We start from the raw sequence: 18,978 nt of genomic DNA, 5'->3' as shown, positions 1-18,978 counted from the left end.
ACGTCAGGGTAAAGCCTTTTTGGTTACTTTTTCGGCGTCTGGAAAAAGTGACCCGCCGTAAGGGCGGAACCCTAAGCCGCCATAACCGCAGCAACGGATATGCCCCCAAAACCCAAATCACTCAGCAGCACGCGAACTACTGCGATACATAAACACCAAAGCCAACCCCAAACACCCCATCGCCAAAACCCGACTAGAGGAAAGCTCAATCGCCGGATTCCCCAACCAACCAAAATTATCAATCAACATCCCCATCCCCAACTGCCCGACAATTACCGCCACCGTCGCCACAGCCGTCCCCACCACAGGCACCGCCCCCACCATCACCATCATGTACACCACCCCAAATAACGCCCCAGTCAGCTGCCACTTCGGCACATCCAACAAACTCACCGCATGCGCCGGCTCAAAAAACAAAATCAACAACCCGGTGGTCACCGCCCCCACGACAAACGTCAACAAACTACTGCGCAACACCCCAACGCTCTCACCCAACCGCCCATTGATCGCCGCCTGCACACTCAACACCGCGCCAGCCAACACCACCACCGCCAACAAAATAACCAGACTCATAACTCACCCCCGCGCAATCAAAACAAGTGCCGCCACAATCAACGCCAACGCCAGCCACCGCTCAGCGTTGACCTTCTTGCGCGTCGCCCCGAACCAGCCGAAATGGTCAATCAACACACTCTTGCCAACCTGCCCGGAAAGAATCGCGATCATCGTCATCGCAATGCCGATATGCGGCGTCGCCAACGTCAGCACCACCACATACATCGGCCCGAGAAACCCACCGATCAACTGCCAACGCGGCAGATCAGTCAGTGCCGGGCCTTTTTGCGGGCCAGCGAACAACAACAGCAAAAACAGAATCGCCGAACCGACCCCAAAGATGCTCAAGGTCGCCCACAGATGCCCGACCTGCACACCCAACGGCCCGAGCAACCCCGCCTCAACCGACAAGCCCATGCCCGCCAGAATCACCAGCGGCAGCAACAACAGGCGCAATCCCGATTTCGAAACCGGTGCGCTGACACTCACCTCATCCAACGTCTGCATAAACAACATTCCACTCAAGTAAACGATGGCGCGGATTATCGACTGGCGCAGCTGTGCGATAAATGGGAGCATCCGGACAACACTTTTGCGCAACTTGCACAGCAGGATGGTTAATGCACGGGCTCAACGAACTCGGATTCAAGGCACTCAGGCTGTTTGTGGCGGTGCTCGACCACGGAAGCTTTTCCGAAGTCGCCCGCCGCGAAGGTGTCGCGCCCTCTTCGATTTCCCGGCAGATCCAGTTGATGGAGCAGGCGCTGAACCAGCAATTGCTCTACCGCCACACCCGCGCCGTGACGCCCACCGAAGCCGGGCGCATGCTCGGTCACCATGCGCGGCTGGTGCTGGTGCAATTGGAGGAAGCCGAACAGGCGTTGCAGGAACAGCAAAGCGAACCTACGGGTCTCGTACGCATCAACGCCCCGGTGGTGTTCGGTCAACGGCATCTGACGCCATGGCTGGGCAAGCTGTGCGCTCGTTATCCGAAGCTGCAACTGGATATTCAGCAGACCGACCATTACGTCGATCCGCTACAGGAAGGCGCGGATCTGCTGTTTCGCATCGGCCCGTTGCACGATTCGAGCATGCAGGCGCGGATCCTGGCGCCGCACCGCTTTCAGGTCGCAGCAAGCCCGGCGTACCTGAAACGTCACGGCACGCCGCAACACCCCGCAGAGCTGGCGCAACATCAGTGCCTGGCCTACAAGGGTGCGACCGGCCTGCAGCGCTGGTTTTTCCGTCGGGGTCAGGAAGACTGGACGCCGTATTCGGTGCGAGGCCCGATCACCGGCAACCACGCCGACACCCTCACCCAAGCCGCCGAGCAAGGCCTGGGGCTGGTGATGTTTCCGTCGTGGCTGATTGGTGAGGCGGTGCGCGAAGGCACGCTGGTGCCGGTGCTGGGGGACTATCAGGTATCGAACAGTCTGGAGCCACAGCAAATTGCGGTGTTGTGGCCGGGGAGCCGCCGGTTGTCGGTGAAGGTAAGGACGGTGATTGATTTCTTTATCGAATGCTTTGGCGAAGTGCCCTATTGGGACAGACCGTAATGGATCGAGCGCAGCTCCCACAGGGCTTTTGTGAAGGCGACAAATCGCGTCAGATCCGGAACTGCCCCACCAGTTTGCCAAGGCGTTGCCCCAGCTCCGCCAGGCTACGCGACGTCTGCGCGCCCTGTTGCGTCTCATCCGCCACGCTGTCCACCGCCACCGCAATCTGATGCACGCTGCGGTTGATCTCTTCGGCCACCGCCGTCTGCTCTTCCGCCGCGCTGGCAATCTGCGCGTTCATCGAGTTGATCGTCGCAATCAATTCCGCCATCGCATCCAGCGACGCCCCTGCCTGATTGGCCTGCGCCGACGTCCCGTCACCCGCCTCACTGGACCGACGCATCGCCTCGACCGCCGACTGCGTGCCCGCCTGCAAGCGATCGATCATCCCCTGAATTTCCTGAGTGCTGATCTGCGTACGACTGGCCAGCGCCCGCACCTCATCGGCCACCACCGCAAACCCGCGCCCGGCTTCACCGGCCCGTGCCGCTTCGATCGCCGCGTTCAGTGCCAGCAGATTGGTCTGCTCGGCAATCGAACGAATCACCCCGAGCACGCCGACAATCGAGCTGACGTCCTGCTGCAAACTGTCCAGCGACACACCGCTGCTGCGGATGTCATCGACCAGCGCATGAATCTGTTTGATGCTGCCGGCCACCACACGTTTCGCGCTCTGCCCTTCTTCATCGGTCTGCTGGGCAGCGACGGCTGCGTTCTGCGCGCTCTTGGCGACTTCCTGGGCGGCGGCGGACATTTCGTTGATCGCCGTGGCCACCTGATCGGTCTCGTGGCGTTGACGCTCCATGGCCTGATCCGAACGCTGGGCCTGATCCGACACCTGCGTCACCAATCCGGTCAGTTGCGTGGTCATCTCGGTGATCTGCCGCACCAGACCGTGAATCTTGTCGACGAAACGGTTGAACGAGCCGGCCAGTTCGCCGAGTTCGTCCTGGCTGGTGATGTTCAGGCGACGGGTCAGATCGCCCTCGCCTGCTGCGATGTCATCGAGGTTGGCTTTCATCAGAGTCAGTGGACGCAGGATGGTATTGGCCAGCAACATGCCCGCCGCTGCAATCACCAACAGCACCACCACGGCCACACCGACGATGCTCAGCACCACGCCTTGCATGCGTTCCTGTACCTGCGCTTCCACCAGCGCGACTTGCGCTTCGATGCCGTCGAGATTCACCGACGTACCGACAGCCATGTCCCACTTCGCCAGGTATTCGGTGTAACCGAGTTTCGGCACCAGCACCTGCGCGTTGCCCGGCAACGGCGAGCTGTATTGCAGATAGTGAGTGCCGTCCTTGGCCACGCTGACCAGACCGCGATTGACGTAGACGCCGTTCGGGTCGCGGTTGTCCTTGAAGCTTTTGCCCACGCCTTCAGGGTCATTGGCCTTGAACAGGCGCACGGTCTCGGAGTCGTAGCCGAAGAAGTAGCCGTCCTTGCCATAACGAATGCCCGAGAGCAGCTTGATCGCTTGCGCACGCGCCTCGGCGTCACCGGGGGCGGCGGCATCGTAAAGCGGTTTGATCGTGGTCATGGCCACGGCGACGTAACTTTGCAGCGTGGCTTTGGCGTCGCCGAGCAGGCGTTCGCGGGTCTGTTCGACCTCTTTGTGCGCCTGTTCCTGGAGGATGAACAGCGTGGTCAGGCTGATGACCAGCGCGAAGAGCAATACCGGGAGGACGGCAAGGGACAGGACTTTGGCCTTGAGACTCAAGCGCATTTCGGGGGGCTCACTCTTTTGGTTTTATTGGCGTGGTTAAAGGCTTTAACGGCACACCAAAGCAAAAGTTGAGTCGAGCGGGCACCTCATGACCCTGTGGGAGCGGGCTTGCCCGCGATGGCGGTGTGTCAGACACATGGATATTGCCTGTTCCGACGCCATCGCTGGCAAGCCAGCTCCCACAGGTTGCGGTGTTTAGAGGACCATCGCGGCCACCCAGCCGAATGCCAGCAGCGGCAGGTTGTAGTGCAGGAAGGTCGGCACGACGGTGTCCCAGATGTGGTGATGCTGGCCGTCAACGTTCAAACCGGAGGTCGGGCCCAGGGTCGAATCCGAGGCCGGCGAACCAGTGTCGCCCAACGCCCCGGCAGTGCCGACGATGCACACGATGGCCATCGGGCTGAAACCCAGTTGCACGCACAGCGGCACAAAAATCGCCGCCAGAATCGGCACAGTGGAAAACGACGAGCCGATGCCGATGGTCACCATCAACCCCACCAGCAACATCAACAGTGCACCGATCGCCTGGCTGTGATCGATCCACGCCGCCGCGCTTTCGACCAGCGAACGCACTTCACCGGTGGCCTTGAGCACTTCGGCGAAACCCGAGGCGGAGATCATGATGAAGCCGATCATCGCCATCATTTTCATGCCTTCGGTGAACAGGTCATCCGTCTCGCGCCATTTGACGATGCCCGACGCCGAGAAAATCAGGAAACCGGCCAGCGCACCGATAATCATCGAGTCCAGCAGCAACTGAATAATGAACGCCGCCGCGATAGCCAGACCGGCAATGCCGATGGTGCGAGGGTTGTAGGCCACGCTGACTTGCTCGACCTGCTCGATCTTCTCCAGGTCGTAAACGCGCTTTTTGCGATAGCTGAAGAACACCGCCATCAACAGGCCGAAGACCATGCCCAGCGCAGGAATCGCCATGGCGTGCATGACGTTGATATGACTGATGTCGACGCCAGCCTTGCTGACGTTTGCCAGCAAAATCTGGTTGAGGAAGATATTGCCGAAGCCAACCGGGAACACCATGTACGGCGTGATCAGGCCAAAGGTCATGACACAGGCAATCAAGCGACGGTCCAGTTGCAGCTTGGTCAGCACATAGAGAAGCGGCGGCACCAGCAGCGGAATGAACGCAATGTGGATCGGCAGGATGTTCTGCGAGGCAATCGCCACCACCCACAACAGACCGATCAGCAGCCATTTGACGCTGCCGCCACCGGTGCTGTGCTGACGATCGACCATCGCCAGGGCCTTGTCGGCCAGCGCGTGGGCCAGACCCGACTTGGCAATCGCCACGGCGAAAGCGCCGAGCAACGCGTAGGACAACGCCACCGTCGCGCCGCCGCCCAGGCCGCTGTTGAACGCCTTGAGCGTGGCGTCGATGCCCAGGCCACCGGTCAGGCCGCCGACCAATGCACCGACGATCAAGGCGATCACCACGTGCACGCGGGACAGGCTGAGGATCAGCATGACGCCGACCGCAGCAATCACTGCATTCATTTCACTACCTCAAAAACACTGCGGTGGAAAAATCACCGCCAGACAGGATGAGTCCGCCAACGGTTCACCGGCGGATTTGCAAAGAGGGTCTTATTAGAAGGGCGCGCACTGTGCCGCAGAGTGGCGGCGGTGTCAAAGCGAGTGGCTGAACTGAAATGTAACTTTGATCGTTCCCACGCTCTGCGTGGGTATGCCTCAAGGGACGCTCCGCGTTCCATTGGACGCAGAGCGTCCGGGGCTGCATTCCCACGCGGAGCGTGGGAACGATCAAACATTCTTACAGACACACCGCATTGGCGGGTTTTGCGACTGCTGCGCAGCCGGTCGGGGATAAATCCCCTCACCACAGTTTTTGTGTTTACCCCAAACAGGGTTTCCAGTCTGCGCATGCGGCAATTCGCCATATTGTGTTTCAAAGATAAAGAAAGCCGAAACGCGGCCGTTACAGTGCAAAGTCTCAGATATTTATCGAATAAGGACGTCTCCATGTCGCTCAGACAACTTTCCATCCAATGGAAAATCACCCTGCTCGCCGGGCTTTGCCTGGCCGGTATCGTGACCCTGTTGGTGGGTCTTTCGCTGTACCGCATGGAGCACAGCTCCGAGCTGGTGAAGGCCTCCAGCATGGAGATGCTCACCGAATCGGCGCAGGCGCGCATCGAATCCCAGGGCGAAGTGCAAGCCGCCGGCATTCGTCAGCAGTTCATGGACGCTTATCAGTACGGCCACGGTTTCTCGCGGCAGGTGCTGTTCCTGCGTGAACAGGCCGAGAAACGCTTCCTCGACGCCTTCGACCTGCGCGAAGACATGACCCGTCAGGTCAAGTCCGCGCTGCAAGCCAACCCCGACCTGCTCGGCCTGTCGCTGGTGTTCGAAGCCAACGCACTGGACGGCAAGGACGAACTGTTCGCCGGGCAAGCGGAACTGGGCAGCAACGACAAGGGCCGTTTCGCCCTGTACTGGTCGCAACCGACGCCCGGCAAAATCACCTCGATGGCCCTGCCGGAAAGCGACATGGCTGACACCAGCACCGGCCCCAGCGGTCAGGCGGCCAACGCCTGGTTCACCTGCCCGCGCACCACGCTCAAACCGTGCGTAATCGAACCGTACTTCTACGTGATCGACGGCCAGAACGTGCTGATGACCAGCATCGTCTTCCCGCTGATGGTCAACGGCAAAGTGATTGCCTCGCTGTCGGTCGACATCAACCTCAACAGCCTGCAATCGATCAGCCAGAACGCGAGCAAAAAGCTCTACGACGGCCAGACCGCCGTGAGCATCATCAGCCCGGTCGGCCTGCTCGCCGGCTACAGCCCGGACGCGAGCAAACTGAGCAAGCGTCTGGACACCGTCGACACCACCAGCGGCGCCGAACTGCTGCGTCAACTGACCTCCAGCACCAGCGTTTCCAGCCTGCACAGCAACGGCCAGTTGAAAGTGCTGTCGCCGTTTCAGCCGATTCCCGGCGGTCCGTCGTGGGCGGTGTTGCTCGATGTACCGGAAAAAGTCCTGGTGGCACGCGCCGAAGCGCTCAAGCAGCAACTGGACGCGAGCAACAACTCGGGCACCCTGATCGAGTTGAGCCTCGGTGTGCTGGCTGCGCTTATCGGTCTGTTGCTGGTGTGGCTGATGGCACGCAGCGTGACCAGACCGATCCTCGGCGTGGCCAACATGCTCGAAGACATCGCCAGCGGCGAAGGAGATCTGACCCGCCGTCTGGCCTACGACAAGAAGGATGAGCTCGGGCAACTGGCCGGCTGGTTCAACAAGTTCCTCGACAAGTTGCAGCCGATCATCGCTGAGGTGAAACGCTCAGTGCAGGATGCGCGCAACACGGCCGATCAGTCCTCGGCCATCGCCACCCAGACCAGCGCCGGCATGGAACAGCAATACCGCCAGGTCGACCAGGTCGCCACCGCCTCCCACGAAATGAGCGCCACCGCGCAGGACGTCGCTCGCAGCGCCGCCCAGGCTGCCGAAGCGGCCAAGGATGCCGACCGCGCCACCCGTCAGGGTCTGACCGTGATCGACCGCACCACCGCCAGCATCGACACCCTCGCCGCTGACATGAGCGCGGCGATGATCCAGGTCGAAGGCCTGGCCGCCAACAGCGAGAAGATCGGCGCCGTGCTGGAAACCATCCGCGCCATCGCCGAGCAGACCAATCTGCTTGCGCTCAACGCTGCCATCGAAGCGGCGCGTGCCGGTGAAGCCGGACGCGGGTTTGCTGTAGTTGCCGACGAAGTGCGCAACCTTGCCCGCCGTACGCAAGAGTCAGTGGAAGAAACCCGTCAGGTGATCGAGCAACTGCAAAACGGCACGCAGGATGTGGTCGGCTCGATGGGCAACAGCCATCGTCAGGCGCAGGGCAGCGTCGAACAGGTTGGCCAGGCGGTCACTGCACTGCGGCAGATCGGTGATGCGGTGACGGTGATCAGCGACATGAACCTGCAGATCGCCAGTGCGGCCGAGGAACAGAGCGCGGTGGCTGAGGAGATCAATAACAACGTGGCGACGATCCGTGATGTGACGGAATCATTGTCCGGGCAGGCGAATGAATCGGCGCGGGTGAGTCAGTCGCTTAATAGCCTGGCAAATCAGCAGCAGAGTCTGATGGATCAGTTTCGGGTTTGATTCAGAGGTTGTGGGGTGTCAGTTGGATTGCCCCCCCTCACCCCAGCCCTCTCCCCCAAGGGGCGAGGGGGAAAGGGAGCCGATCTTCATGCTGTTCAAACCCGATTTCGGCTCAACATCTCATGTCGATGCAATACTTTTTAAAACCTGAGTTCAGCTCGGTATTTCACGTCGGTGTACCTCGAACAAACGCCGCGATCAGTCCCCTCTCCCCCCGGGAGAGGGTTAGGGTGAGGGGCTTTCAAAGGCTCACCGCCGAGGCAACTCGATCACCACCTTCAACCCGCCCCACTCACTCTCGCCCAGCACCAGCAACCCGCCCCACGTGTCGACAATGTCGCGCACAATCCCCAATCCCAAACCATGTCCATGGGTCTGCTCATCCAGCCGCGTCCCACGACTGAACACCTGAGCACGCTGATCCTCGGGAATCCCCGGCCCGTCATCTTCCACGCTCAGGGCATAACCGTCCGTACGCTCAATCACACTCAAGCGCACCTCGGCATCTGCCCATTTGCAGGCGTTGTCCAGCACGTTGCCCAAAAGCTCCAGCAAATCCTCACGATCCCATGGCAACTGCAGACCTGTCGGCGCGACGTAACTCAGCGCCAGGTGTTCGCCATGGATCATGTTCAGCGTCGCCAGCAATCCCGGCAGTTCTGCATCGCAGTCAAACAAAGCGCCGGGCAGCGCATCACCGGACAGTCGCGCACGGTTCAGTTCGCGATTGAGCCGTTGCTGCACTTGCTCCAGTTGTTCTTTGAGGATCTTGCGCAGCTCGGGATGGCCTTCGAGTTTTTCGCTCGACGCCAGACTCAGCAACACCGCCAACGGCGTTTTCAACGCGTGCCCCAGATTGCCGAGCGCATTGCGCGAACGCTTGAGGCTGTCTTCAGTGTGTGCGAGCAGATGGTTGATCTGCGCCACCAGCGGCTCCAGCTCCACCGGCACTTGATCATCCAGTTGCGAACGCTGGCCCTGCTGCAATTGCGCAATCTGCTCGCGGGCCTTTTCCAGCGGTTTCAACGCGCGGCGCACGGTCAGCCGTTGCAAAAACAGAATCAGCAGCAATCCGGCCAGACCGAGACCGAGGCCGAGCTGGCGCATACGCTGGAAACTCTCGCGCACCGGGGTGTAATCCTGCGCCACGCTGATCGAAATCGACTGGCCCAGGCGCCGATAGTCCGAACGCAGCACCAGCAACTGCTGACCGTCCGGGCCCAATTGCAGATTGCTGTGCAGGCCGGGCGTTTCCAGCAATGGCAGATCCTGATCCCACAACGAACGCGAACGCCAGTGGCTTTCAGCAAAATCGATACGGAAGTAATGCCCGGAAAACGGCCGCTGATAGGCCGGCGACAGGTGTCGCTCATCCAGTTGCAAACCCTGCGGACCGCGCACCAGTGCCACCAGCAGGCTTTCGCTGTCGTTGCGCAAGCCGGCTTCGAGGTAGCGCTGCAGGCCCACTTCGAACAACCACAGGCTGGTTTGCGCCAGCACCACGCCGACGACCACCATCACGCTGATCAACCCCAGGCTCAAACGGCGCTGGATTGACCTCACGAAGCTTGCCCGCCGAACAGGTAACCCTGGCCGCGACGGGTTTCGATCACGCTTTTTCCGAGCTTGCGGCGCAGGTGATTGACGTGGACTTCGAGGACGTTGGAGTCACGTTCGGTCTCGCCGTCGTAGAGGTGTTCGGCGAGGTGGCTTTTGGAGAGGATCTGCTCCGGATGGAGCATGAAATAACGCAACAGACGGAATTCGGCGGCGGTCAGTTGAATGTCGGCACCGTCGCGGGTCACGCACTGACGGCCCTCATCCAGATGCAGGCCGGCAGCCTTGAGCGTCGGTTGATTGGCCTGGCCCTTGGAGCGGCGCAGCAGCGACTGAACCCGCAAGTGCAGTTCTTCGGGGTGGAACGGTTTGGTCAGGTAATCATCGGCGCCGGCCTTCAAACCTTCGATGCGCTCGGCCCAGGAATCGCGTGCGGTGAGGATCAGCACCGGAATCGCCAGACCGCCCGCACGCCACTGCGCCAGCACCTCAAGCCCCGGCACGCCGGGCAAGCCGAGGTCGAGGATGATCAGGTCATAGGGCTCGCTGCTGCCCTGATACACCGCATCACGACCATCGGCCAGCCAATCCACCGCGTAGCCTTGGCGTTGCAGGCCGGCGATCAATTCGTCAGCCAGCGGCACGTGGTCTTCCACCAGAAGCAAGCGCATCGATCAATCTTCCTTGTCTTTCACGAGTTCACCGGTATCGGCCTTAAGGTGCAGCTCACGGGCGACACCTTCGACGGTCAGCAACTCGACTTCATAAATGTAGACGTCGTGTTTTTCTTCCAGCTCGACTTCCAGCAGTTTTGCACCCGGATAGCGATCCATGGCCTGCTGCAGCACTTGCTCCAGCGGCAAAATCACTCCGCGCTCACGCAGCTTCAGGGCTTCGTCCTGATCGAGGTCGCGGGCCATCGCCGCCGAGCAAAAAATCACGAACGCCAACGCAGTAGAGCTGGTGGCGCGAACATTAACCTTCATTACGTATCCTGATGATCCTTGAGAACCTGCCCGCTGACCGCGTCTAATTCCAGATCCCACTCGAGCCCCTGCGGATCACGTATTTCGACCTGGTAGATGTACTTGCCGTACTCCTCTTCCAGCTCGGTTTCGGTAATCGTCGAACCCGGGTGTCTGGCCAGTGCCGTGGCATTGAGCTTCTCGAAGGAGACGATAGTACCAGCGTCGCGCAGACGCAGGGCTTCATCCGGCCCCAGATCGCGTGCATGGGCGAGGCTGGCGGTCAGGCCGAGGATCGAGGCGAGGGACAGGGCAGTCAGGGTTTTCATGGTGTCTCCGTAATTTTTATGTGTTGCTTACGGTGGGCACCTTAACGGGATGAACTTAACTGAAACTGAATGGCCATCATTGCTCTGCCTCAACACATATCCCCTCTGTAGGAGCGAGCCTGCTCGCGATAGCGGTGTATCAGACGCATCATTGCTCAATGACACACCGCTATCGCGAGCAGGCTCACTCCTACAAGGTTTTGCAACATGTGCCTATAATCCTTCGCTTGCTAACGATCGAGACCGGTATGACCGCCATCCACATCAAGTTCCCTGCCCTCACCCTCAAGGCCGGCCCGCGGGCCATGGCGCGGATTCGTGCCCAAGGCCTCAACGCTGCCGATGTCGGCACCTTGCCCGGCGCGGCCGGTGGGCCGAAGGCGTTGGGGATTCAGGGGCTGGATCTGGCACTGTTCGGTGAATGGCTGCCGAGCGCGCCGCGCGAGCGTTCGCTGATCGGTGCGTCGGTCGGTTCCTGGCGCTTCGCCAGCGCCTGCCTGCCGGACGCCGCCGAAGGCATCCGTCGTCTCGGGCACTTGTATGCCGAGCAGAATTTCAACAAAGGCGTGACCATGGCCGAGATCAGCCAGAGCTCGCAGCGCATGCTCAATGACCTGCTCGATGGCCGCGACGCGAGCATCCTGAGCAACGCCGATTACCGGTTGAACATCATGGTGGTCAAAAGCCAGGGCCGCCTCGCTGACGATCATCGCGGTCGCCTCGGGCTGGCGCTGGGATCGGTGATCGCCGACAACCTGCGGGGCCGCGCGCGGCTGTCGCGGCACTTCGAACGGCTGATCATCCACGATCCGCGCCTGGCGCCGCCGGTGCATGCGTTGAACGACTTCCCGTCGCGCTTCGTTGCCCTGAATGCCGGCAATCTGCGTCAGGCGCTGTTGGCCTCGGGCTCGATTCCGATGGTCATGGAAGGCGTGCGCGACCTGCCCGGCGCCGGGGTCGGAACGTTCCGCGATGGCGGTTTGCTCGACTATCACCTCGACCTGCCCTACAGCGGCGACGGCATCGTACTCTATCCGCATTTCACCGATCGGGTGATTCCCGGCTGGTTCGACAAAACCCTGCCGTGGCGCCGCGCCTCGACCGAGCGCTTGCAGGATGTGCTGCTGCTCGCGCCGTCGAAGGAATATCTGGCGCGCCTGCCCTACGGCAAACTGCCCGACCGTAACGACTTCAAGCGTTTCATGGGCGATGCGCCGAGCCGACAGAAATACTGGCACGCGGCGATGGACGAGAGCCGCCGACTGGGCGATGAGTTTTTGGAACTGGCTGCCAACGGTCGCCTCGCCGAGCGCTTGCTGACCCTTTAGTCAGTGTTTTGCGCAGAGCTCTGGTAAACTCGCCGCCTGCCCGAATCGCTGCGGCGAACGCCATCTGAACAGAGCCGAAATCACTGTGGAAATCTTCAAAGAGTTTACTTTCGAATCCGCCCACCGCCTGCCGCACGTCCCGGACGGCCACAAGTGCGGGCGTTTGCACGGTCACTCGTTCAAAGTGGCGATTCACCTGAGCGGCGACCTCGATCCGCACACCGGCTGGATCCGTGACTTCTCCGAGATCAAGGCGATTTTCAAGCCGCTGTACGAGCGTCTGGATCACAACTACCTGAACGACATTCCCGGCCTGGAAAACCCGACCAGCGAAGTGCTGGCCAAATTCATCTGGAATGAAATGAAGCCGCTGTTGCCGGAGCTGAGCGCCATCCGCATTCACGAGACGTGCACCAGCGGTTGCATCTATCGCGGCGAATAACTCGATCCCCTGAACACTGCGGCGGTGCCACGATTCGACTTGCCCGCGATAGCGGTTTATCTTTCACATCGATGTTGGATGTGCCGCCGCCATCGCGGGCAAGCCCGCTCCCACAGGGGATCAGTGTTGATTCAAAAAAACAGCCTTCACGGCTGTTTTTTTATGCCTATGCTTTTTGGCTCTCCACCCGCCAAGAGGACAGGCCCATGACGGACTGGCTGCTGGATCAGGTCTTTGCCTTCAACGGGCGACAAGTACGCCATGCCGTGCGCGGCGACGGTCCACCGCTGGTATTTGTGCATGGCACGCCGTTTTCGTCGTATGTGTGGCACCGGATCGCCCCGCACTTTTTCGCCACACACCGAGTGCATTATTTTGATCTGCTCGGCTACGGGCGCTCTGAACAACCAGACGCCGACGTGTCCCTCGGCGTGCAGAACGAGCTGTTGGCGCAGTTGCTCGATCATTGGAATATCCAGAACCCCGATGTCGTCGCCCATGATTTTGGTGGTGCCACGGCCCTGCGCACGCACCTGCTCAACGGCAAGGATTACCGCAGCCTGACGCTGATCGATCCGGTGGCGCTGACACCCTGGGGCTCACCTTTCGTGCAGCATGTACGCCAGCATGAAGCGGCGTTCAGTGGATTGCCCGACTACATCCAGCGCGCCATCGTACCGACCTACATTCGCGGGGCGATTCATCGCGATATTCCCGATGAAGAACTGGCGCCCTACGTGCAGCCGTGGCTCGGCGATCCGGGGCAAGCGGCGTTCTATCGACAGATTGCGCAGATGGACGAGCGTTATACCCGTGAGGCCGAAACCCTGTACCCGAGCATCCGTTGCCCGGTGCAGATTCTCTGGGGTGAAGACGATCAGTGGATTCCCATCGAACGGGGTCGTGCCTTGCATCAGATGATCCCCGGATCACAGTTCCACCCCATCGCCAACGCCGGGCACCTCGTCCAGGAAGACGCCCCCGAAGCCATCGTCGCCGCCCTGCTGCGCTTTCTCTGACAGCTCCCAAACGCCCCTGACACCGATCGTTCCCACGCTCCGCGTGGGAATGCCTCAACGGACGCTCCGCGTTCGGCTTTGGAGTGGGACGCGGAGCGTCCCGGGCTGCATCCCCACGCGGAGCGTGGGAACGATCAATCAAAAGATCGCAGCCTTCGGCAGCTCCTGCACGGGGCTTCGGTGTGTTCAAGTGCACCGCTTTCGGGCCGAATATCGCTGTCTCGTCTATACATACCCGCAACTCCCGGTTTGGCACGACCACTGCAACCTCCCCCGCGTCTTCCCTCTCCCGCAAAGGACCGCCCCATGACGCAAAACGATCCCGGCAACGATTACCCCCTCAGCGAAGTCCCGATGCACGCGCGAAAAGGCCTGGCCTCGACCGCCATGGTGTTACTGGGATTCACATTCTTCACCGCGACCATGTTTGCCGGCGGCAAGCTCGGCGTGGCCTTCAGTTTCGGCGAGATGATGGCGGTGATCATCGTCGGCAATCTGCTGCTAGGTTTGTACGCGGCAGGTTTGGGTTACATCGCTTTCAAAAGTGGCCTCAACTCAGTGCTGATGGGGCGTTTCTGCTTTGGAGAAGTCGGCAGCAAGCTCAGTGACCTGATCCTCGGCTTCACCCAGATCGGCTGGTACGCCTGGGGCACCGCGACGGCAGCGGTCGTGCTCGGCAAATATTTTGATCTGGATGAAGGCACCGTGCTCGGCCTGATGGTGCTCTTTGGCCTGGTGTTCTGCGCCACGGCGTACGTCGGTTATCGTGGTTTGGAGATTCTGTCGTATATCGCGGTACCAGCGATGATGTTGCTGCTGATGCTGTCGATGTGGGTGGCGACGGTGAAGGTCGGTGGCTTCGAAGGTTTGCTCAGCGTCGTGCCGAGCGGTTCGCTGGACTGGTCGACCGCGATCACCCTGGTGTTCGGCACCTTTGTCAGCGGAGCCACGCAAGCGACCAATTGGACGCGGTTTTCTCGTTCGGCGCGGGTGGCGGTGCTGGCCAGCCTGATCGGTTTTTTCATCGGCAACGGTCTGATGGTACTGATCGGCGCGTACGGCGCCATCGTCTATCAGCAGCCGGATGTGGTTGAAGTGTTGCTGCTGCAAGGTTTCGCCATGGCCGCGATGGCAATGTTGTTGCTGAACATCTGGAGCACTCAGGACAACACCATCTACAACTTCGCCGTCGCTGGTTGCAACCTGCTGCGCACCGGCCGACGCAAAACCGTGACCCTCGCCGGCGCAGTGATCGGCACCCTGCTCGCGCTGTTGGGCATGTACGACATGCTGGTGCCGTACCTGATTTTGCTGGGCACGGTGATTCCACCGATTGGCGGGGTGATCATGGCCGACTTTTTCTATCGCTGGCGCGGCCACTATCCGCGCCTGGCCGACGCACGGCTGCCGGCGTTCAACTGGCCGGGACTCGGGGCTTACGGGGTCGGCACGGTTGCCGCGTTCAGTTCGCCGTGGGTCGCGCCGCTGGTAGGCATTGCCGCTGCCGCGCTAACGTATGTCATCGTCACCGGCCTGCTCGGCGCCCGCCGCGCCAGCGCGCCACTACAAGACCTATAAGAAGGATTCGCCTGATGCACATCATCAACGCCCGACTGCGCAACCAGGACGGTTTGCACGAATTGCACCTTGAAGACGGGCTGATCCGCAGCATCGCCCGCCAGACCGAGGCCCCTACCCTGGGCCCAGACGACCTCGACGCCGGCGGCAACCTGGTAGTGCCGCCCTTCGTCGAACCGCACATCCACCTCGACGCCACCCTCACCGCCGGCGAGCCGCGCTGGAACATGAGCGGCACGCTGTTCGAAGGCATCGAGTGCTGGGGCGAGCGCAAGGTCACCATCACCGAAGAAGACACCAAGACCCGCGCCAAGAAAACCATTCAGACCCTGGCCGCCCACGGTATCCAGCATGTGCGCACGCATGTCGATGTCACCGACCCGCAACTCACCGCACTCAAAGCCATGCTCGAAGTGCGCGAGGAGAGCCGTCACCTGATCGACCTGCAAATCGTCGCGTTCCCGCAGGAAGGCATCGAGTCGTTCCGCAACGGCCGTGAGCTGATGGAAGAAGCGATCCGCATGGGCGCCGACGTGGTTGGCGGGATCCCACATTTCGAATACACCCGCGATCAAGGCGTCAGCTCGGTGAAGTTCCTGATGGACCTCGCCGAGCGCACCGGTTGCCTGGTCGATGTGCATTGCGACGAAACCGATGATCCGCATTCACGCTTTCTCGAGGTGCTCGCCGAAGAAGCGCGCAGCCGTGACATGGGCGCCCTCGTCACCGCCAGCCACACCACGGCGATGGGTTCTTACGACAACGCCTACTGCGCAAAACTGTTCCGTCTTCTCGGCCATTCCGGGATCAGTTTTGTGTCCTGCCCGACCGAGAGCATTCACCTGCAAGGACGCTTCGACAACTTCCCGAAACGCCGTGGCGTGACCCGCGTCAACGAGCTGCTCGAAGCCGGAATGAACGTGTGTTTCGGCCAGGATTCCATCGTCGATCCGTGGTACCCGCTGGGCAACGGCAACATCCTGCGCGTGCTCGAAGCCGGGCTGCACATCTGCCACATGCTCGGCTACCGCAACCTGCAAAGTGCGCTGGATCTGGTGACCGACAACAGCGCCAAAGCCATGCACCTGGGCGAGCGTTACGGGCTGGAACAAGGCCGCCCGGCGAACCTGCTGATTCTGTCGGCGGACAGCGATTACGAGGTGATCCGCAGCCAGGGCCTGCCGCTGTATTCGATTCGTGGTGGTGAGGTGTTGATGAAGCGGCAGATGCCGGTGGTGGAGTTCAGTACCAATCTGAGCTGAAAATGTTGTCGGGGCTTACGGCCTTATCGCCGGCAAGCCAGCTCCCACAATGATTTGTGATGGACAGGAAGCCCATGTTCAATACAAACCCTGTGAGAGCTGGCTTGCCAGCGATGGCGGGCTGGAGTTCAGCTCATCAGCTGAGCCGTACCGAATAATCTGACTCGCACTAATTCTCCCTGCTCTTCCTCAAGCAAAATCGGCGCAGTGCCACCGGGCATTACAACCTGCACCTCTCCTGCATCGACCCAACCGACCCGCCACGCGGCCGAGGCCACTGCGCTGGCGCTGGTGCCGGAGGACGCCGTCGGGCCTTCGCCGCGCTCAAACACACGCGCGACGATACGTTGCTTTGATTCGCGCACGGCCCATTGCAGATTGATGCCCGCCGGGCAGGGTTGTCCGGCGCCGGTCGGCATGGCGTAGGCGATTCGGGTCAGGTCTTCGTTCAGTGGTGATTCACGCATTCTCTCGTTAGTGGGCAACGCGGTCTTGTCGCCGAGCAGTGTCACGCAATGCGGATTGCCGATGCGTACGAACTGGCTGTGGGTCCATGCGGGATCGAGTTGCGCCAAGGGTTGCACATGACTCACCTCCCGACCGTTTAAGTCGACACTTTCGACGTTCTGCGCGCCAACGGAAAACGGCCCGAAACCGGGCTGACCGAGATCCAGCCAAAAACCTTTTACTCCGTCGACCTCGGCAGGTTTCACCGAGGTTTCCACCGCTTCTCCTTTGTCGTGATGCACGCGCAACAGCGCGCCCTCCTCCGGCAGTAAGCCTTGCTCGGTCAGCGCCTGAGAAAAAATCGTCAGGCCGTTGCCACTGCGCTCGGCAAGCGTGCCGTCGGTGTTGACGATCAATACGTCAAAGGGCGGCGAGGTCTGGAAGGGGCCGATCAGCAGGCCGTCACTGCGGTGGGATTTGCTGTTCGCGGGCCGCTGGCCTTCGGGCCAGTCACAGCAGAGTGCTACGGCCAAATGGCTCCACGTTTGTCGCAATGACGCGCAAGCGGCGGCACTCGCGGGCAGATCGATACCTGCCCCGCGCAGCGCTTCGGGCGAAACCACGCCATAGATATTGCCCCGTGCGTCGTAGAACTGCGTCATGAACCGGCTCTCGTTTTCGAATATCCAAAGGCGCCACTGTAAAACGCAATCCCTTGTGGGAGCGAGCCTGCTCGCGAAAGCGCGGGGTCAGGCAACATTTTTTCTGACTGAAATACCGCATTCGCGAGCAGGCTCGCTCTCACAGGTTAGGATGTCGACTGCACAGCCCCGAGACCTGCGATCGAACCTCGACGCACAATCACTGTCCTTCGGGGACGCGATGTTTTTTGCCAAGGATTGATATGACCAGCCTCACCTCCCAAGACACCTTCGTCCCCGGACGCCTGCAACAGATGTCCACGCGCATCGCCTTCTTCATCGCCGGACTCGGCATTGCCGCGTGGGCGCCACTGGTGCCGTACGCCAAGGCCCGGGCCGGGCTCGATGAGGGCACGTTGGGTCTGTTGCTTTTGTGTCTGGGGGTCGGTTCGATTCTGGCGATGCCCATGGCGGGGATTCTTGCGACCCGGTTCGGCTGTCGTCGGGTCGCCACCGGTGGCACCTTGCTGATCTGCGCGGCGTTGCCATTGCTGGCGACGGTGTCGTCGATCCCGGCGCTGATCGCCACGCTGTTCATGTTCGGCGCCGGGCTCGGCACGGTGGATTCGACGGTGAACCTGCAAGCGGTGATCGTCGAGCGCGCCAGCGGCAAGAACATGATGTCGGGCTTTCACGGCTTGTTCAGTCTGGGCGGGATTGTCGGCGCGGCGGGCGTGAGTGCCCTGCTCGGCCTCGGCCTGTCACCGCTGGGTGCGATGCTGGTGGTGGTGGCCGTGCTGATTGCCGCGTTGTTCAAATGCGTGCCGCACATGTTGCCCTACGGCAGTGAATGCTCGGGCCCGGCGTTCGCGGTGCCTCACGGCATCGTGCTGTTTATCGGTGGGATGTGCTTCATCGTGTTCCTCACCGAAGGCGCGGCGCTGGACTGGAGTGCGGTGTTTCTGGCGCAGGAACGTGGGATCGACACGGCGTATGCGGGGTTGGGTTACGCGGCATTTGCCCTGACCATGACGGCTGGGCGCTTGATGGGTGACCGGATTGTGCGGATTGTCGGTGCGACGCGGATCATTTTGTTTGGCGGTCTGTTGGCCGCGGCCGGGCTGTTTCTGGCGACGTTCGCGCCGAGCTGGGAAGCCGCGCTGGTCGGTTATGCGCTGGTCGGTGCGGGATGCTCGAATATCGTGCCGGTGCTGTATACGGCAGTGGGCAAGCAGACGGTGATGCCGGAGAGTATTGCGGTGCCGGCGATTACGACGTTGGGTTATGCGGGGATTCTGGCGGGGCCGGCGGTGATTGGGTTTGTTGCGCATGCGAGCAGTTTGAGTTTTGCTTTTGGGCTGATGGCGGTGTTGCTGGTGGCGGTGGCTATTGGTGGGAAGGTGTTGAGGGTCTGAATC

General features: G+C 61.0%; 17 protein-coding genes and 1 pseudogene. 9 read left to right on the top strand and 9 right to left on the bottom strand.

The genetic code is table 11. From position 1 onward, the window contains the following. Positions 1–117: 117 nt before the first annotated feature. Both AC3WMT_RS30285 and AC3WMT_RS30280 read right to left on the bottom strand, forming a co-directional pair. On the bottom strand, positions 118–573 hold the full coding sequence (locus tag AC3WMT_RS30285; RefSeq protein ID WP_103307340.1) for a DMT family transporter: 456 nt from the start codon (positions 571–573) through the stop codon (positions 118–120). A gap of 3 nt (positions 574–576) precedes the next feature. Beyond that, on the bottom strand, positions 577–1,062 hold the full coding sequence (locus AC3WMT_RS30280) for a DMT family transporter (protein WP_103307339.1): 486 nt from the start codon (positions 1,060–1,062) through the stop codon (positions 577–579). 113 nt (positions 1,063–1,175) lie between these two features. Here AC3WMT_RS30280 and AC3WMT_RS30275 point away from each other — a divergent pair, with 113 nt between their 5' ends. Continuing rightward, a complete protein-coding gene (locus AC3WMT_RS30275) occupies positions 1,176–2,111 on the top strand; it encodes a LysR family transcriptional regulator (protein WP_103307338.1) in 936 nt (311 codons plus the stop codon). Positions 2,112–2,160: 49 nt separating this feature from the next. Here AC3WMT_RS30275 and ctpM read toward each other — a convergent pair whose 3' ends face one another. Further along, a complete protein-coding gene (gene ctpM, locus AC3WMT_RS30270) occupies positions 2,161–3,843 on the bottom strand; it encodes a methyl-accepting chemotaxis protein CtpM (protein WP_103307337.1) in 1,683 nt (560 codons plus the stop codon). A gap of 195 nt (positions 3,844–4,038) precedes the next feature. Beyond that, the gene (locus AC3WMT_RS30265) at positions 4,039–5,358 is read right to left on the bottom strand and encodes a Na+/H+ antiporter family protein (protein ID WP_103307336.1); all 1,320 of its coding nucleotides are present in this window, start codon (positions 5,356–5,358) and stop codon (positions 4,039–4,041) included. 387 nt (positions 5,359–5,745) lie between these two features. Between AC3WMT_RS30265 and AC3WMT_RS30260 the strand changes: the two are divergent. Together AC3WMT_RS30260 and AC3WMT_RS30255 are read left to right on the top strand one after the other, a co-directional pair. Beyond that, positions 5,746–7,134: pseudogene (locus tag AC3WMT_RS30260) on the top strand (PDC sensor domain-containing protein); the annotation flags it as partial. 102 nt (positions 7,135–7,236) lie between these two features. Further along, positions 7,237–7,992, top strand: coding sequence for a methyl-accepting chemotaxis protein (locus tag AC3WMT_RS30255; protein WP_371919339.1), 756 nt, complete (start codon positions 7,237–7,239; stop codon positions 7,990–7,992). A gap of 249 nt (positions 7,993–8,241) precedes the next feature. On the opposite strand, the gene AC3WMT_RS30250 is transcribed toward AC3WMT_RS30255, so the two are convergent. Genes AC3WMT_RS30250 through AC3WMT_RS30235 form a run of 4 tightly spaced genes read right to left on the bottom strand, consistent with a single transcriptional unit; the run spans position 8,242 to position 10,843 of the window. Further along, positions 8,242–9,555 (bottom strand): ATP-binding protein, encoded by a 1,314-nt coding sequence (locus AC3WMT_RS30250; protein ID WP_103307334.1) that lies wholly within the window; start codon positions 9,553–9,555, stop codon positions 8,242–8,244. Continuing rightward, positions 9,552–10,220, bottom strand: a complete 669-nt coding sequence (locus AC3WMT_RS30245) for a response regulator transcription factor (protein ID WP_103307333.1) — start codon at positions 10,218–10,220, stop codon at positions 9,552–9,554. The genes AC3WMT_RS30250 and AC3WMT_RS30245 overlap by 4 nt, the downstream gene beginning before the upstream one ends. A 3-nt stretch (positions 10,221–10,223) precedes the next feature. Beyond that, positions 10,224–10,535 carry a PepSY domain-containing protein gene (locus tag AC3WMT_RS30240; protein ID WP_103307332.1) on the bottom strand — a complete coding sequence of 104 codons (312 nt, stop codon included), beginning with the start codon at positions 10,533–10,535 and terminating at the stop codon, positions 10,224–10,226. Next, a complete protein-coding gene (locus AC3WMT_RS30235) occupies positions 10,535–10,843 on the bottom strand; it encodes a PepSY domain-containing protein (protein WP_103307331.1) in 309 nt (102 codons plus the stop codon). The genes AC3WMT_RS30240 and AC3WMT_RS30235 overlap by 1 nt, the downstream gene beginning before the upstream one ends. Positions 10,844–11,091: 248 nt before the next feature. Between AC3WMT_RS30235 and AC3WMT_RS30230 the strand changes: the two genes are divergently transcribed. From AC3WMT_RS30230 to codA, 5 genes are all read left to right on the top strand, one after another. Next, positions 11,092–12,171, top strand: a complete 1,080-nt coding sequence (locus tag AC3WMT_RS30230) for a patatin-like phospholipase family protein (RefSeq protein WP_103307330.1) — start codon at positions 11,092–11,094, stop codon at positions 12,169–12,171. An 85-nt stretch (positions 12,172–12,256) separates the two neighbouring features. Continuing rightward, on the top strand, positions 12,257–12,613 hold the full coding sequence (gene queD / locus AC3WMT_RS30225) for a 6-carboxytetrahydropterin synthase QueD (protein WP_003223505.1): 357 nt from the start codon (positions 12,257–12,259) through the stop codon (positions 12,611–12,613). A 206-nt stretch (positions 12,614–12,819) separates the two neighbouring features. Beyond that, positions 12,820–13,632: an alpha/beta fold hydrolase gene (locus tag AC3WMT_RS30220; protein ID WP_103307329.1), complete on the top strand. Its 813-nt coding sequence runs from the start codon at positions 12,820–12,822 to the stop codon at positions 13,630–13,632. A 306-nt stretch (positions 13,633–13,938) separates the two neighbouring features. Next, entirely contained in the window at positions 13,939–15,210 is a 1,272-nt protein-coding gene (gene codB / locus AC3WMT_RS30215) for a cytosine permease (protein ID WP_103307327.1), read from the top strand. A 14-nt stretch (positions 15,211–15,224) separates the two neighbouring features. Further along, positions 15,225–16,472 (top strand): cytosine deaminase, encoded by a 1,248-nt coding sequence (codA, locus tag AC3WMT_RS30210; RefSeq protein WP_103307326.1) that lies wholly within the window; start codon positions 15,225–15,227, stop codon positions 16,470–16,472. 128 nt (positions 16,473–16,600) lie between these two features. Here codA and AC3WMT_RS30205 read toward each other — a convergent pair whose 3' ends face one another. Further along, on the bottom strand, positions 16,601–17,581 hold the full coding sequence (locus tag AC3WMT_RS30205) for a diaminopimelate epimerase (protein WP_103307325.1): 981 nt from the start codon (positions 17,579–17,581) through the stop codon (positions 16,601–16,603). A gap of 242 nt (positions 17,582–17,823) precedes the next feature. Here AC3WMT_RS30205 and AC3WMT_RS30200 point away from each other — a divergent pair, with 242 nt between their 5' ends. Then, the gene (locus AC3WMT_RS30200; RefSeq protein ID WP_103307323.1) at positions 17,824–18,975 is read left to right on the top strand and encodes an MFS transporter; all 1,152 of its coding nucleotides are present in this window, start codon (positions 17,824–17,826) and stop codon (positions 18,973–18,975) included. Positions 18,976–18,978: the final 3 nt, after the last annotated feature.

This window comes from Pseudomonas sp. FW305-7 (genome assembly GCF_058786735.1).
The sequence above is the reverse complement of the archived record's forward strand: the minus strand, read 5'-3'. Positions and strand labels throughout refer to the sequence as shown.